Genomic DNA, 14,736 nt, shown 5'->3' with positions numbered 1-14,736 from the left:
GCACAGATGGAGAGCCGCATGGCCAAGCCGAAACCCACGACCGCCCTGCCCGCCGCCGACAGCCACGACCTGATCCGGGTCGTCGGGGCGCGGGTGAACAACCTCAAGGACGTGTCGGTCGACTTGCCCAAGCGGCGGCTCACGGTGTTCACGGGCGTGTCCGGGTCGGGCAAGAGCTCGCTGGTGTTCGATACCATCGCCGCGGAATCGCAGCGGCTCATCAACGAGACCTACAGCGCGTTCGTGCAGGGCTTCATGCCGAATCTGGCCCGGCCCGAGGTCGATGTGCTCGAGGGGCTGACCACCGCGATCAGCGTGGATCAGCAGCGCATGGGCGGGGATCCGCGCTCGACGGTGGGCACCGCCACCGACGCCAATGCCATGCTGCGCATCCTGTTCAGCCGCCTCGGGAAGCCGCATATCGGTTCGCCGCAGGCGTTCTCGTTCAATGTCGCCTCGATCAGCGGCGCGGGCGCGGTGACCGTGGAGAAGGGCGGCAAGCAGGTCAAGGAGCGCCGCGAGTTCAGCATCACCGGCGGCATGTGCCCGCGCTGTGAGGGGCGCGGCGCGGTCAACGACATCGACCTGACCCAGCTCTACGACGAGAACAAGTCGCTCAACGAGGGCCCGTTCACCATCCCGGGTTACACCATGGACGGCTGGTTCGGGCGCATCTTCATCGGCAGCGGATTCTTCGATCCGGACAAGCCGATCAAGAAGTACAACAAGCGGGAGATCGCGGATCTGCTCTACAAGGAGCCGACCAAGATCAAGGTCGAGGGCATCAACCTGACCTACGAGGGGCTCATCCCCAAGATCCGCAAGTCCATGCTGTCCAAGGACATCGACTCGATGCAGCCGCACGTGCGGGCCTTCGTCGAGCGCGCGGTGACCTTCCAGATCTGCCCGGAGTGCGAGGGGAGCAGGCTCAGTGAGCTCGCGCGGTCCTCGAAGATCGGGAAGGTCTCCATCGCCGATGTGTGCGCCCTGCAGATCAGCGATCTGGCCGAGTGGGTGCGCGGGCTGCGCGAGCCCTCGGTCGCGCCGCTGCTGGAATCGCTGCAGGGGGTGCTGGATTCGTTCGTGGAGATCGGGCTCGGATACCTGAGCCTGAACCGGGCGTCGGGCACGCTCTCGGGTGGAGAAGCGCAGCGTGTCAAGATGATCCGGCATCTGGGCTCGGCGCTCACCGATGTCACCTATGTGTTCGACGAGCCGACGGTGGGCCTGCACCCGCACGACATCCAGCGCATGAACGATCTGCTACTACGGTTGCGCGACAAGGGCAATACGGTGCTGGTGGTCGAGCACAAGCCCGAGACCATCGCCATCGCCGACCACATCGTCGACATCGGGCCGGGCGCGGGCTCCGGCGGCGGCACGGTCTGCTTCGAGGGCACCGTGGACGGGCTGCGCACGAGCGGCACGATCACCGGCCGCCACTTCGACGATCGGGCCGTGCTGAAGGATGCGGTGCGCAAGCCTGTGGGAGCGTTGGAGATTCGCGGCGCGACGGCCAACAACCTGCAGAAGGTGGACGTCGATGTTCCGCTCGGGGTGCTGGTGGTGATCACCGGCGTCGCGGGCTCGGGCAAGAGTTCGCTCGTGCACGGGTCGATTCCGGCCGGCGAGGGCGTGATCTCGATCGACCAGGGCGCGATACGCGGTTCGCGGCGCAGCAATCCGGCCACCTACACCGGACTGCTCGAACCGGTCCGCAAGGCCTTCGCCAAGGCCAATGGCGTGAAACCCGCACTGTTCAGCGCGAATTCGGAGGGCGCGTGCCCGACCTGCAACGGCGCGGGCGTGATCTACACCGATCTGGCCATGATGGCCGGTGTCGCCACCGTGTGCGAGGAGTGCGAGGGCAAGCGCTTCCAGGCGGCGGTGCTGGAGTACAAGCTCGGCGGCCGCGATATCAGCGAGGTGCTGGCCATGCCGATCAGCGAGGCGCTGGAGTACTTCGACAGCGGCGAGTCGAAAATCCCTGCCGCGCACAAGATCGTGGGTCATCTGTGCGACGTCGGGCTGGGCTATCTGAGCCTGGGGCAGCCGCTGACCACGCTGTCCGGTGGTGAGCGGCAGCGGTTGAAGCTGGCCACGCACATGGGGGACAAGGGCGGGGTCTACGTGCTCGACGAGCCGACCACCGGTCTGCACCTGGCGGATGTGGAGAATCTGCTCGGATTGCTGGACCGCCTGGTGGATTCCGGCAAATCGGTCATTGTCATCGAGCATCACCAGGCCGTCATGGCGCACGCCGACTGGATCGTGGATCTGGGCCCGGGTGCGGGTCACGACGGCGGTCGCGTCGTCTTCGAGGGCACGCCCGCCGAGCTGGTGGCCGCGCGCTCGACGTTGACCGGCGAGCACCTGGCCGCGTATGTCGGTCGGTGAGAACGGAATACAACGGACATACCGGTAAAAACAACCGATAATCTGCTCAAATAGCATATAGCTATTAATTGGGTCAGGGCGTACTCTGGGCCGCTGAGTGTCTACCACCGTGCGTGCTCAGGAATGGGGTCAGCAGTGCCTCCGACTCTCGGATTCAATTGGAGCAGTTCATTTTTCGGTCCGCTATCCGGGCCGCCGCTCGGTACCGTGCTGATGGGCGACGACGGGACGATCCTGGTCACCGTCCGGAGGCAGAACTGGGCGGTGGCCTGGATCGGTGCCGGATTCGTCCTGGCCATCGTGATCGGCCTCGCGATCCTGGTCGGGCACGCGAAATTCCATGAGCCGGCCTCGACCGCGCCGAGCGCCGTCCCGAACTGCCAGCCCTTCTGCTCCGCCGCTCCCTGACCCTCGCCGATCTCGCCCTCTCGGGAATATCCGCAGTCACTCGCGGTTGATGGTGACTGCTGAACGAGAGGAGCGGTTGTGGTGAACGGGTTTTCGGCCGAGGGTCTGAACAAGGTGAGCGAGGTCCTCGACGGCTACGTCGAGCGCGGCGACGTGGCGGGTGCGGTCGCCATGATCTACCGGCACGGGAAACTGGTGCAGGTGGACGCCGTCGGCCATCGCGACCGCGCCGCGGGCCTTCCGATGCGGCGCGACACCATCTTCCGCATCGCCTCGATGACCAAGCCGATCACCGCGGTGGCCGCGCTGACGCTGGTCGACGAGGGGCTGATCGGGCTGCACGATCCGGTGGACGCCTGGCTGCCGGAACTGGCCGACCGTCAGGTCATGCGCGATCCCGACGGTTCACCCGAGGACGTGGTCCCCGCCGAACGGCCCATCACCCTCGAAGACCTGCTCACCTACCGCTTCGGTCTGGGCTGGGGTCGCTCCAGCCTGGCGCCGCGCCTGTTCGCCCTCACCGCCGATCCCATCGCGAGCGCGATCGGCGTGGCCGACGCCGAACGCCTCGCCCCCGACGAGTGGCTGCGCGCGGTGGGCGAACTCCCGCTCATCGGTCAGCCCGGCAGCCTGTGGCGCTACCACACCGCCTCCGACATCCTCGGCATCCTCATCAGCCGCATTACCGGCCGGCCGCTGGAAACCGTGCTGCGCGAACGAATCCTGGACCCGCTGGGCATGAGCGATACCGGATTCGTGGTCCCGGAATCGAAACGCGACCGCCTGAGCGTCCTGTACGGCCCCGACTCCACCGAACTCGACCGCCCCGCCACCACCGCCTGGGGCGAACAGCCCCTGTTCCCCTCCGGCGGCGCGGGACTGGTCTCCACCGTCGACGACTACGCCCGCTTCGCCCACATGCTGCTGGGCGGCGGCGCCCTCAACGGCGTCCGGATCCTGTCGGCCGAGCTGGTCGAGGCCCTGCGCACCGATTACCTCACCCCCGAACAGCATGCCGTATCGCCCTTCAACCCACCCCTGGGGCAAGGTATCTGGGACGACCAGGGCTTCGGCTACGGCGTGCGAATCCAGACCGGTCCGGGTGCCGGCATCCCCGCTGTCGGCACCCTCTCCTGGCCCGGTGGCCTGGGTACCGCATGGTATGCCGACCCCGAGAACGACCTGGTCGCACTGCTTTTCGTGCAGTCCGCGAATATCATCATCGCCGCCGAATGGCGCAGCCCCCTGGGCGACGACTTCCTCACCGGCGTCTACTCGGCGCTCGAAGGCTGATTCGAACCTACCGCATGGGCGGTTTGAAATTGCTCGATAATCCCTTGTGCCGCAGTATATTTCGAGTCGAATCCGCTGCGGCGCGAGCGGGATCGGGAGGACCATGGAGGGGCGTATCCGAAGCTCTGGAGGGCACGATCCGTGCTCATCGCAAGCAAGGAGAATTGAAATGGCGCTGCCAAGTTCGGGAGAGCTCGCTCCCATCGTCGCGTGGACCGGACAACACGCGGGGCAAGCCGTCGACAGCAACCACAGCTACGCCACCACCCAGTGTGACGACTCGAAGACCCTCTTCGTGAGCGGTCACATGTTCCGAAGCAACCTCCCCAACCAGCAATTCCACGTCTACTACAAACTGGACGGGAACGCCCCGGTCTCAACGCCGAGCACCTTCACCACGAGCCCCGACGGGACAGGTGATTTCGCCTTCTCCGTCGAAGGAATGGCCTCCGGCACCCACGCCCTCGCCGTCGAAATCAACCACGTCACCGACAATCTGACCTACTTCATGGATGCCAGCACCGCCAGCGGCGGCAAAGGCATCCCCTTCACCTGCCCCTGAGTAATCAAGGGGCCGAAGCGATCAAGCGTCGCAGGGCATCCCGGGCGGGCGGCCCCCACGTGGACTTCCCTCCCGGGCGCCCATGAACGCCCGCATCGCCGATGAGCAGCCCGGCCACGGCGCGCATCAACGCGTTTCCGCGCGCGCGGCGCAGTATCGCGGCGTCGGGGGTCGGCTGGTAATCGGCAAAGAAGTGGTCAGCGGCCCCGTCCGGCAGCAAGATCCACGCCGCGGCGAGGTCACAGGCCGGATCCCCGGCGCAGAGATCGCCGAAATCGATGACGCCGCAGAGGGTGCCGTCGGTGGTGAGGACGTTCGCCGGATGCAGGTCGCCGTGCAGCCAGATCGGCGGTCCGGGCCAGTCGGGTGCCGCGACGGCATCGTCCCAGACCGCGCGGACCGCGGCGGGGTCGGGGATCAGCCCCAGTTCCGTAGCCGAATCGAGTGCCTGGAGAAAACGCGGGCCGTAGTCGGCCAGTGAGCCGCCGCGGTGTCGCCCGGTGGGCGCGCCTTCCGGGGCGGGCCGATGCAGGGCCGTCAGAAACGCGGCCAGCGTGGTGGCCGCCTCCTCGCCGCGGGTCACGGGTGCGTGATCGGCAGGCGTACCCGGCACCCAGGTGCTGACGATCCATGGTCGCGGAAACCGTTGGGAGGGTTGACCGAAACGCTGCGGCACCGGAACGGGCAACGGCAGGCGCGGTGCGATACCGGGCAACCAGGCGTACTCCTTGCGCAGCAGCGCGTCCGCGGATTCCGTCGCCCACGGCAGTCGCACCGCGAGCTGCTCACCCACCCGCCACAATTGGTTGTCCCACCCTCGCGCCCCCAGCCGCACCGGATGTTCAGCCAGATCGGGATGCTGCTCCCGCAATAGCTCCCGGACCAATCCCGCATCGATTTCGATCCCAGTTCCAGTCACGCACAGCCACAGTAGCCGGGTTCTGTACTCGTCATGCCGCGAAGGGTCGTGTGAGTTTATCGTGGGCCTGAACGTGCACTAAGGCAATGGAATTGGCGGAAAACTGCCTTCCGGTAGTGGTTTGTGCACGATCAGGCCCACCGCACCGAACTCGGTGTTCCCCAGCCCGATGGTCACACCAGCCGAAGGATCAACTTGCCGCCGGGCCGACCGGACAGGCTCAGTTCCGCGGCCGTGCGCCAGTCCTCCAAGCGGAAGGTGCGTGCGATCGGCACCGTGAACCTGCCCTCGGCCGCCAGCCGGGCATGGTCGCCGAGTACCCGGCCCGGGTCGTGGATGGCGTTCTCGCTGAACTGGGTTCGCACCCCCAGTTCGTGCGCCGCGGCGAAGTCGCTGACGGTCAGCGCGTCCGCCGGTTTGCCGACCGTTCGGACGACCTCGGGCAGGCAGTTGCTCACCGGGGCGGTATCCAGGGCGAGATCGACACGGCCGCCGGCCGACTCCAGGACCCGCTCGGCCATGCCCTCGCCGTAGTCGGTGACCTGAGCGCCCAACGCGCGCAACGCATCGGCATGGGTCTTGCCCGCGGAGGCGATGACCCGGGCGCCCCGCCGCAACGCCATCTGCACGGCGGCGTACCCGACGGTGGTTCCCGCGCCATTGACGAATACCGTGATGCCGTCGGCTGATTCGGGGACACCGAGACCGGCCAGGCCGTGATGAGCCGTCTCGACCGCCATCGGCAGTGCGGCGGCGGCGATCGGGTCGAGGCCCGGCGGACGCGGGAACCAGCGGTCCAGAACCGCGTGGTCGGACGCACCGGCCGTGGCGCCCCGAAACGGGGCCGGGCCGAGTACCGGGTCGCCGACCTCGACATCGGTCACGTCGGAGCCGATGGCATCGACGATGCCGGACACCTCGAGTCCGATACCGCGGGGGAGGGTGCCCGCGAACAGGCCGTCGCACAGCGCCCAGTCGGCGGGGTTCAGCCCGCAGGCCTGGACGGTGATGCGGATCTGGCCCGGACCCGGCGTCGGAATGTCGGCTTCGTCGAGCCGTACGACGTCGAGGGGTGACCCGTATTCGTGGAAGCGAAGGGTGCGCATGAAGTCTCCTGACTAGTGACAGCAGATGCTGTCATCACTCACGGTAGCTGACGACAGCATCTGCTGTCACTATGCTGTGGGCATGGCACGATGGGAAGGCAATACGCGCGCTCGCCTGGAGCGAGCGGCACTGGACCTGTTCGCCGAACAGGGTTACGACCGCACGACGGTCGCGCAGATCGCCAAGCGCGCGGGCCTCACCGAACGGTCCTTCTACCGCTGGTTCCCCGACAAGCGCGAGGTGCTCTTCGGCGGCGAGGAGCTCGAGCAGTGCTTCGTCGCCGCCATCGAGGCGGCACCCGAGGGCGCGGACCCGCTGACCATGCTGATGGCCGCGTTCGCCAAGGCGCCCGAGGTGATCCGCCCCCGCGAGTTCCTGCGGGAGCGATCCGCGGTCATCGCCGCCAATCCGCCCCTGCTGGAACGCGAACTGATCAAACTCTCCACCCTCTCGGAAGCCCTGACCGCCGCCCTCGAGCGCCGCGGTATCGAGCCCCGGACCGCACGCCTGGCCACCGACGCGGGCCTGGCCATCCTCCGCCAGACCGGCCGACGGTGGATGTCCGACGAAAATGCCGACCACACCCAACTTCTCGCCGACAGCGCCGCGGATCTACTCGCCGTCCTCACCGCGAACACACCGAACGCCTCGACGAACGGCAATGGCCGCCGCAGTTGATCGCGGCCCCGCAGGCGGCATCACGGTGCGGCGTCGGCGTCCCGGCTGCGGAGGCGCTGGCTGAGGAACAGTGCGGCGCGGTCCAGGGCTCGGTCGGCTTCGTCGAGGATGCCGGTGAAGGATTGGAAGACGTGGGGGACGTCGGCGGTGACGTCGAGGACGACGTCGACGTCGGCCGCGCGGGCGCGGGCGGCCAGGCGGGTCGAATCGTCGAGCATCATTTCGTTGGTGCCCGCCTGGAGGAGCATCGGTGGGAAGCCGTGGAGGTCGGCACAGACCGCTGGGCTGAGCAGGGGCTGGTGGGGGTCCTGACCGGCGAGGTACATCGCGCCGGTGTGCTCGAGGCTCGCGCGGGTGAACAACGGGTCGATGCCGGCTTTGGCGTCGATGCTTTCACCGGTCCGGGTCGCGTCGAGACCGGGGGAGAACGCGACGATCGCGGCGGGCAGCGGCAGACCGGCGTCGCGGGCCGCGAGGCAGGTGGTGACGGTCAGGCCGCCGCCGGCGGAATCGCCCGCGAACACGATGGCCGAGGGGTCCTCGCCGCTGTCGAGCAGGGCGCGGTAGGCGTCGAGGGTGTCCTCGATCGCGGCCGGGAAGGGGTGTTCGGGCGCCAGCCGGTAGTCCAGTGAGAAGGCGCGGAATCCGGTGCGGGTCACCAGGTTCGCGGTCAGCGACATCGCTGTCTGCGGGGAGCCGTAGACCCAGCCGCCGCCATGGAAGTACAGGATCGTCCCGGGGCGCGGGGGCCCGGCCGGTTCGACGAGTACCGCGGGCCGGGTGCCGAGCGTCGTGGTCCGGGTGCGTATCTGGGTCGGCACGTTCATCTGGGCCATCAGCGCGCGGAATCCCGCGCGGATCTCCTCGACCGATCGGTCTCCGGCGGGCTGTGGCTGACGTAGCAGTGCGTCGATCTTCGCGCGTTGTTCCCTGCTCATAACGCAACCTTCCTGAGAAGTATCTTCCTGTACACTAAATGCCATGGAATATACATCGGCGGGAGCTGCCGTCAACCTGCCGAACTTGTTCGCCGACCTCGTCCGGTGTGAGACGCGGCTGTACAACGCGCTCAACGAGAGCCTTCGCGAGCGGCACGGGATCGTCACCTCGCAGTTCGAAGCCCTGCGCTTCCTACGTGATCACCCCGGGGCCCGGGTGGCCGATCTCGCGAACGAGTTCGCCGCGGGCGTCGGGGCGATGAGCAAAGGGGTCGACCGGTTGGAGAAGTCGGGATGGGTTGAGCGGCAGGCGAATCCGGCGGACCGCCGGTCGTCTTTGCTGGTGCTGACGGGTGAGGGGGTGCGGCTGGTCGAGGCAGCGGAACGTACCTTCACCCGGCAGCTGACCGAAATGCTCGGCAACGGCATTCCAGACTCTTCGCTATCGGTTGTCGCACAGGTCTTTTCGCAGTTGCGTGGCACGCTCGAGCGCGACCGGGTCGGCCTCCCCGCAGGCTGACCGGTCCGGTCGCCGAGGGAGTCAGTACACGGTTCCCATTGCTGCGCGGACTTCCTCCAAGGTGCGTTCGGCGATCTCATTGGCGCGGCGGTTGCCTTCGCGCACAATGCCGCTGGCGAAATCCGGGTCGGCGGCCAGTTCGGCGCGGCGGGCCCGGTGCGGGGCGAAGAAGTCGTTGACCGCGTCGGTGGCGAGCTTCTTCAGTGCCGCGCCGCCGCCGTCGCCGAGTTTGTCGGCGAGGGTCTGCTCGTCGCTGCCGAGGCAGAGGGCGGCGGTGGTGAGGAGGGCGGAGACGCCGGGGCGGGTGTCGGGGTCGAAGGTGATGTTGCGGTCGGAGTCGGTGGGGGTGCGGCGGATCAGCGCGGCGGTCTCGTCGGCGGTCATCGACAGGGAGATGGCGTTGCCGTAGCTCTTGGACATCTTGCGCCCGTCGAGGCCGGGGATTTCCGGGGTGGCGGTGAGCAGGGCCTGGGGTTCGGGGAAGACGTGGCCGTAGCGTTCGTTGAAGCGGCGGGCGATGACCCGGGTGATCTCGAGGTGGGGGAGCTGGTCCTTGCCGACGGGGACCAGGTTGCCCTTGCAGAACAGGATGTCGGCGGCCTGATGGACCGGGTAGGTGAGCAGCAGGCCGCTCAGGGCGCGCTCGGAGGCGAGCAGTTCGGCCTTGACCGTCGGATTGCGGTGCAGCTCGGCCTCGGTGACCAGGCTCAGGAACGGCAGCATGAGCTGGTTGAGGGCCGGGACCGCGGAGTGGGTGAAGACGGTCGCGGAGTCCATGTCGATGCCCGCGGCGGCATAGTCGAGGACCGCGCTGCAGACGTTGTCGCGGACCTGGCCGAGGGTGTCGCGGTCGGTGATGACCTGGTAGTCGGCCAGGATCACGAACAGCTCGACGCCGAGGTCCTGCAGCCGGACCCGCTCGCGGATCGTCGCGAAATAGTGGCCCAGATGCAGTCTGCCCGTGGGCCGTTCGCCGGTGAGGATGCGGAAGCGATCCGGGTGGGCGGCCACCTCGGCGGCGAGCTCGTCGCTGCGGTCGCGGGTGGCGGAGAAGGAATCCGAAGGGGTGGTCACCGTACAACTCCTGAAGTTCATCGAGAGGGCTGCACGAGCCGGAGTCCGTTCAGGATTCACGGGCCGCGTACAGCCCGTGGTCATGGTTCAGCGGGCTGCTAGAGCAGCCGACGCCATGCCTGAAGGGAGTGAATCACTTGCCTACCTTAACAAGCGGCCTCCGCCCTCGGACACGGGCATTTGTCACGGGTGCGCCGACACCACGCGCGGCATCGGCGCGACCGTGCCCGGGCACGGCGCGGGGCACAGGTGTCCGGCCAGCGCGGTGTGCGGGTTGCGGTGGCGCAGCGAACCGGCCAGCGCGATGGCCTCGAGCGCGATCACGATGAACCCGTACCCGTAGGTGGTCGCGGGCAGTCCGAAGCGCTGCACGCACAGTCCCGCGATCACCGCCGGAATGCTCAGCGAGAGATAGGACACGACATAGATCGCGGTCACCACCTCCGCGCGGTTCTCGGCGGGCGCCAGCCCGGTGAGCATGCGCAGCGCCCCGGAGAACGAGGGGCCGAAGCCGATCCCGGCCAGGATGCTGGCCGCGAAGAACAGCCACACGGAGTGCGTCGCGGCTCCGAGCAGTGCCACCGAGACGCCGGTCATGAGCAGCACCGGGCCCCGCAGCAGCGCCTGATCGATGGTCCAGTCGCGGGCCAGCAGCGCGGTCACCGCCGACGTGCCCTGCAGCGCGACCACGACCAGCCCACCGGCCAGCGGCGTCGACACATGGAACTGCACCCGCATGAGCGCCCCGCCCAGCGCGAGATAGAGCCCGCCCAGCGCCCAGGTGGCCACGATGGACGGCACCATGGTCAGGAAGGCGGTCAGAACCGGTTGCGGCACAGACACTCTGGGCTTGAGCGAGGCCATGCCCCGCCCGTCGGGCCGCACCGTCTCCGGAATCAGCAGCACGCCCAGGACGATGATGGTGAACGCGGCCGCCAGCAGCCAGTACACCAGCCGCGTCGGCGCGGGCGCGTAGGCCACCAGCAGCCCGGAGCTGATCGCGCCGATGGCGAGTCCGCCCGCGGAGGCGACATTCGTCATCAGCGCCCCGAGCCGGGATTCGGCGGGCTGGAGGTCGATCAGCGTCGCGGTGATCGCCCCCGTGGCCAGGCCGGTGGCGATGCCCTGCACGATGCGGGCGGTGAAAAGCCAAGCCACCGACCGCGCCTCGGCGAAGGCCAGCGTGCCCGCCAACTCCACCAGCACAGCCGTGATCAGCACCGGCCGCCGCCCGATGTGATCGGACAGCGACCCGGCGAACAGCAGCGTGACCAGCAGCGCGATGGCATTGGCGGCGTACACCCCGGTCGACACCAGGGCCGAGTAGTGCCACATCTGCTGATACACCGGATACATCGGCGACGGAGCCGAGGACGCGAACAGCAGCAGCGCCAGCGCGACGGCGAGCAGCCAGAACGCCGAGGTGTTCGACAACCGGTAGCGCGCAGGGGATTCGGTCAGGGCGTCGTCGGAGAGGTTGGGCATGGTTCCTCGGGCGATTCGTGGGATGTGTGCGGTTCGAGTCTGACCTATCCGGCCATGCCGCGCTCGGTGTCTCCACGATGCGGAACCACTTTCCCGATCGGAGCGCGTTCGACCGACCATGGTGCCCGCCGACGCTGGCAGGTCGCTGGCAGTCCGGTACCAGGGCCCTGCCAGCCGCGGCGGTCACTCTGCCGCCCGTACACGGGATTTCGGAGGAAGTCCCCCGGAGTCAGGGTTTCCGCCCTTCCGAGAACGAAAGTCGATCAATGAACAGCGACGCCAACCCTCGCGCGGGCCGCAAGGAATGGGCCGCGCTCGCGGTCCTCATCCTGCCGCTGCTGCTGGTTTCCATGGACGTCTCGGTGCTGTATTTCGCGGTGCCCTTCATCGTGCGCGACCTCGATCCCAGTGCGACACAGCAGCTGTGGATCTTCGACATCTACGGTTTCGTGCTGGCCGGACTGCTGCTGACCATGGGCGCGCTGGGCGACCGCATCGGCCGGCGACGGCTGCTGCTGATCGGCGCGGTCGGCTTCAGCGTGGCCTCCTTCGCGGCGGCCTACGCGCCGAATGCCGAGGCGCTCATCGCCGCTCGGGCGGTACTGGGCATCGCCGGGGCGACGCTCATGCCGTCCACGCTGGCGCTGATCCGCAATATCTTCGTCCACGACGCCGACCGCACCAAGGCCATGGCGGTCTGGGCGGGTGTGATGAGCAGCGGGGTGGCCATCGGCCCGGTGCTCAGTGGCGCACTGCTGCAGTACTTCTGGTGGGGTTCGGTGTTCCTGATCAACATCCCGGCCATGGTGCTGCTGCTCGGCCTGGCCCCGGCCATGCTGCCGGAATACCGTGGGGCGCGGGCGGAACGGTTCGACTGGCTCAGCGCGGCGCTGTCGCTGGCGGCGGTCATGCCGGTCATCTACGGGTTGAAGGAGTGGGCGGCCAACGGATTCACGGTGACGCGCCTGGTGATCCTGCTGGCCGGGCTCGCGATCGGCGTGGTGTTCGCGATCCGCCAGCGCCGGGTGCCCGAGTCGATGCTGGACGCCGCACTGTTCGGCAAGCGCGTCTACACGGTGTCGGTGTCCGCGCAGCTGCTCGGCATGTTCGCGCTGGTCGGCAATGCGGTCTTCGTGACCCAGTACCTGCAGTCGGTGCTCGGCCTGAGCCCGTTCGTCTCGGCGCTGTGGAGTCTGGCCCCGGCCGTGCTGGTGGGCGGCGCGGCCCCGCTGGCGGCGGTGTTCGCGCCGAAGGTGGGTCCGGGCCCGGTGATCGCCGCCGGATTCCTGCTCGCGGCTTCGGGTTTCGTGGTCATGGCGCTGGCGGGCGTGCATTCGCCGGCGCTGGTGTTGATCGCTGCCGGGCTGCTGGGCGCGGGCCTGGTGATGGTGATGACCCTGGTCACCGATCTGGCCATCGGCGCGGTCTCCGCCGAACGCGCGGGCGCGGCGTCCGCGGTGCTCGAGACCGGCGGCGAATTCGGTGGCGCGCTGGGCATCGCGGTGCTCGGCAGTATCGGCGCGGCCGTCTACGAAAACCGGGTCGACCGGGTCGTTCCCGCCGATCTGCCCGCCGCGGCGGCGCATACTGTCCATGAAACCCTCGGTGGCGCAGTCGGTGTCAGCGCCTCCCTGCCGGGCGAGGCCGGTGCGGCCGTGCTCGCCGCGGCGCGGGCCGCCTTCACCTCGGGCATGAACACCATGGCCGTGGTCGGCGCGGTCGTCATGGTGCTGGCCGCGCTGGGCTGCGGGGTGCTGTTGCGCTCCGACCGCCCCGCCTCGGAGCCCACCGCCGTCGACGACGCCTTGGTCTGAGGAGATTCCCATGGCCCGCAACTCGATTCGTATCCGGCCCACCACCGTCGCGATGGGCGAGGCGAGCGACCCGAGCCGCTACTACCTGCCCGCCGATCCGGCGAATCTGCTGCACGCCGACCCCGCCCGGCGCGACACCGTGAAATTCGCCGGCGGCACAGCGACTCTGGCCGGGCACCTGTATCGGCCGCCGGGTGTCGCCGCCGACGCGCGCACGCCCGGCGTGGTCATGTGCGGGCCGATCAGCAGCGTGAAGGAGCAGACGCTGCCGCATTACGCGCAGCGGCTGAGCGACGCGGGCTACACGGTGCTCACCTTCGACCCGCGCAATCCTGGTCCTACACCCTGACCGCGGATTCCCTCGAGCCGTACTTCCTCTACAACTCCGTCGTCCACGCACCGCTGGTGGCTCCCACTCCGCTCCAGATCATCCACGGCACCACCGATTCCGCGCTGCTGCCCGAGTACGCACAGCAGGTCTACGATGCCGCCTCCGGCGACAAGGAACTGATCTGGCTCGACACCCGCAATCACATCGAGCTCTACGACCAGGACCCGTACGTGAGCACGGCCGCCGCGCACGCCGTCCGCTGGCTCGACCGGCACCTGCGCTAGCCGCCGTCGCCCTTGCGGTAGCGCAGCGGCGGGACGTCGTAGCGGCGGCGGAAGGCCCGGCTGAACGCGGCCTCGGAGTCGTAGCCGACCTGATGCGCCACGCTCGCGACGGGAATCGGCGTGGTGCGCAACAGGGTCGCGGCCCGGGCCAGCCGCCGGTCGGCCAGGTAGGCGGCGGGCGGCTGGCCCAGGCGCCGGGTGAAACGGTCGGTGAAGGTGGTGCGCGACATCGAGGCCAGCGCGGCCAGATCCGACACCGACCAGGGGGCGGCGGGGGAGCGGTGAATGGCGGTCAGGACCGGGGCGAGGGCGGGATCCAGCGCCGCGGTCAGCCAGCCGGGCGCGGCGCTGTCGGTGGACCAGGCCCGCAGCGCGTGGATGAACAGCAGGTCCAGGATGCGCGAGATCATGGCGGCCGCGCCCGGGCGCGGATCGGTGACCTCGACCAGCAGCAGCTCCAGGCTCAACGGCAGCCATTCGCGCCCGGGACCGGTCCCGGTGATGGTGATGGCCGGGGCGAGCACGGAAAGCAGTGGCGCGGCCTGGGGTTCGTCGACCAGGAACGACCCGGTCACCCAGCGGGCCGGGCCGTCGACGGCCTCGAGGGTGTGGGCGTCGCCGCGCGCCAGCACCACCATGTCGCCGGAATGGACTGCGACGTCGGTGGATTCGCCCTCGACCCGCAGCGCGACGCTGCCGTGCTCGACGATGTGCAGCACCCGTCGACCGCCCGGAACCCGCACCGGCGCACCCGGTTCGGCGTCGTGGCGGGTGACGGCGCGTCCGCGCAGCCGCACGGTCTCGAGGATCTCCGAGAGCGCGTCCAGCTCGGCGTCCGCGGCCATCTCCGCCAAGCCCGGTGAATCGGCAAAGTTTTGCGGCGATCGCGTCATGGTCTTTGCTCCAGCATCCGAATAGCGTAGTTC

At 68.7% G+C, this 14,736-nt stretch carries 15 protein-coding genes; 9 read left to right on the top strand and 6 right to left on the bottom strand.

Going from position 1 to position 14,736, the window contains the following annotated elements; translation table 11 throughout:
- Window positions 1-18 precede the first annotated feature (18 nt).
- From GPX89_RS42730 to GPX89_RS42715, 4 genes are all read left to right on the top strand, one after another.
- Window positions 19-2,397, top strand: coding sequence for an ATP-binding cassette domain-containing protein (locus GPX89_RS42730; RefSeq protein ID WP_157393504.1), 2,379 nt, complete (start codon window positions 19-21; stop codon window positions 2,395-2,397).
- 213 nt (window positions 2,398-2,610) lie between these two features.
- On the top strand, window positions 2,611-2,805 hold the full coding sequence (locus tag GPX89_RS42725) for a hypothetical protein (RefSeq protein WP_157393503.1): 195 nt from the start codon (window positions 2,611-2,613) through the stop codon (window positions 2,803-2,805).
- An 81-nt stretch (window positions 2,806-2,886) separates the two neighbouring features.
- Complete coding sequence (locus GPX89_RS42720) at window positions 2,887-4,098, top strand: serine hydrolase domain-containing protein (RefSeq protein ID WP_157393502.1); 1,212 nt, start codon at window positions 2,887-2,889, stop codon at window positions 4,096-4,098.
- Window positions 4,099-4,267: 169 nt separating this feature from the next.
- Window positions 4,268-4,660, top strand: a complete 393-nt coding sequence (locus GPX89_RS42715; protein WP_157393501.1) for a hypothetical protein — start codon at window positions 4,268-4,270, stop codon at window positions 4,658-4,660.
- A gap of 4 nt (window positions 4,661-4,664) precedes the next feature.
- On the opposite strand, the gene GPX89_RS42710 is transcribed toward GPX89_RS42715, so the two are convergent.
- Both GPX89_RS42710 and GPX89_RS42705 read right to left on the bottom strand, forming a co-directional pair.
- Window positions 4,665-5,579 carry an aminoglycoside phosphotransferase family protein gene (locus GPX89_RS42710; protein ID WP_328602970.1) on the bottom strand — a complete coding sequence of 305 codons (915 nt, stop codon included), beginning with the start codon at window positions 5,577-5,579 and terminating at the stop codon, window positions 4,665-4,667.
- 173 nt (window positions 5,580-5,752) lie between these two features.
- Window positions 5,753-6,685, bottom strand: a complete 933-nt coding sequence (locus GPX89_RS42705) for an NADP-dependent oxidoreductase (RefSeq protein ID WP_157393500.1) — start codon at window positions 6,683-6,685, stop codon at window positions 5,753-5,755.
- Between the two features lie 82 nt (window positions 6,686-6,767).
- Between GPX89_RS42705 and GPX89_RS42700 the strand changes: the two genes are divergently transcribed.
- Window positions 6,768-7,364: a TetR/AcrR family transcriptional regulator gene (locus GPX89_RS42700; RefSeq protein ID WP_157393499.1), complete on the top strand. Its 597-nt coding sequence runs from the start codon at window positions 6,768-6,770 to the stop codon at window positions 7,362-7,364.
- Between the two features lie 20 nt (window positions 7,365-7,384).
- On the opposite strand, the gene GPX89_RS42695 is transcribed toward GPX89_RS42700, so the two are convergent.
- Window positions 7,385-8,302, bottom strand: coding sequence for an alpha/beta hydrolase (locus GPX89_RS42695; RefSeq protein WP_157393498.1), 918 nt, complete (start codon window positions 8,300-8,302; stop codon window positions 7,385-7,387).
- An 85-nt stretch (window positions 8,303-8,387) separates the two neighbouring features.
- Here GPX89_RS42695 and GPX89_RS42690 point away from each other — a divergent pair, with 85 nt between their 5' ends.
- Complete coding sequence (locus GPX89_RS42690; protein WP_198347854.1) at window positions 8,388-8,822, top strand: MarR family winged helix-turn-helix transcriptional regulator; 435 nt, start codon at window positions 8,388-8,390, stop codon at window positions 8,820-8,822.
- 21 nt (window positions 8,823-8,843) lie between these two features.
- Here the strand turns inward: GPX89_RS42690 and trpS are convergent, their stop codons facing one another.
- On the bottom strand, window positions 8,844-9,896 hold the full coding sequence (gene trpS / locus GPX89_RS42685) for a tryptophan--tRNA ligase (protein ID WP_456237948.1): 1,053 nt from the start codon (window positions 9,894-9,896) through the stop codon (window positions 8,844-8,846).
- 183 nt (window positions 9,897-10,079) lie between these two features.
- Window positions 10,080-11,381 (bottom strand): MFS transporter, encoded by a 1,302-nt coding sequence (locus GPX89_RS42680; protein ID WP_157393495.1) that lies wholly within the window; start codon window positions 11,379-11,381, stop codon window positions 10,080-10,082.
- A gap of 266 nt (window positions 11,382-11,647) precedes the next feature.
- Here GPX89_RS42680 and GPX89_RS42675 point away from each other — a divergent pair, with 266 nt between their 5' ends.
- From GPX89_RS42675 to GPX89_RS42665, 3 genes are read left to right on the top strand one after another with little or no spacing between them, the layout of a single operon-like run.
- Entirely contained in the window at window positions 11,648-13,195 is a 1,548-nt protein-coding gene (locus GPX89_RS42675; protein WP_157393494.1) for an MFS transporter, read from the top strand.
- A gap of 10 nt (window positions 13,196-13,205) precedes the next feature.
- Window positions 13,206-13,544, top strand: a complete 339-nt coding sequence (locus tag GPX89_RS42670) for an alpha/beta hydrolase family protein (protein ID WP_157393493.1) — start codon at window positions 13,206-13,208, stop codon at window positions 13,542-13,544.
- 56 nt (window positions 13,545-13,600) lie between these two features.
- Window positions 13,601-13,810: an alpha/beta hydrolase family protein gene (locus GPX89_RS42665; protein ID WP_157393492.1), complete on the top strand. Its 210-nt coding sequence runs from the start codon at window positions 13,601-13,603 to the stop codon at window positions 13,808-13,810.
- Here GPX89_RS42665 and GPX89_RS42660 read toward each other — a convergent pair.
- On the bottom strand, window positions 13,807-14,703 hold the full coding sequence (locus tag GPX89_RS42660) for an AraC family transcriptional regulator (protein WP_157393491.1): 897 nt from the start codon (window positions 14,701-14,703) through the stop codon (window positions 13,807-13,809). The genes GPX89_RS42665 and GPX89_RS42660 overlap by 4 nt on opposite strands.
- Between the last annotated feature and the right edge of the window lie 33 nt (window positions 14,704-14,736).

This window comes from Nocardia terrae, from assembly GCF_009760405.1.
In the GTDB taxonomy this organism is placed as follows: domain Bacteria; phylum Actinomycetota; class Actinomycetes; order Mycobacteriales; family Mycobacteriaceae; genus Nocardia; species Nocardia terrae.
This window is presented reverse-complemented; position numbering and strand designations above follow the sequence as displayed.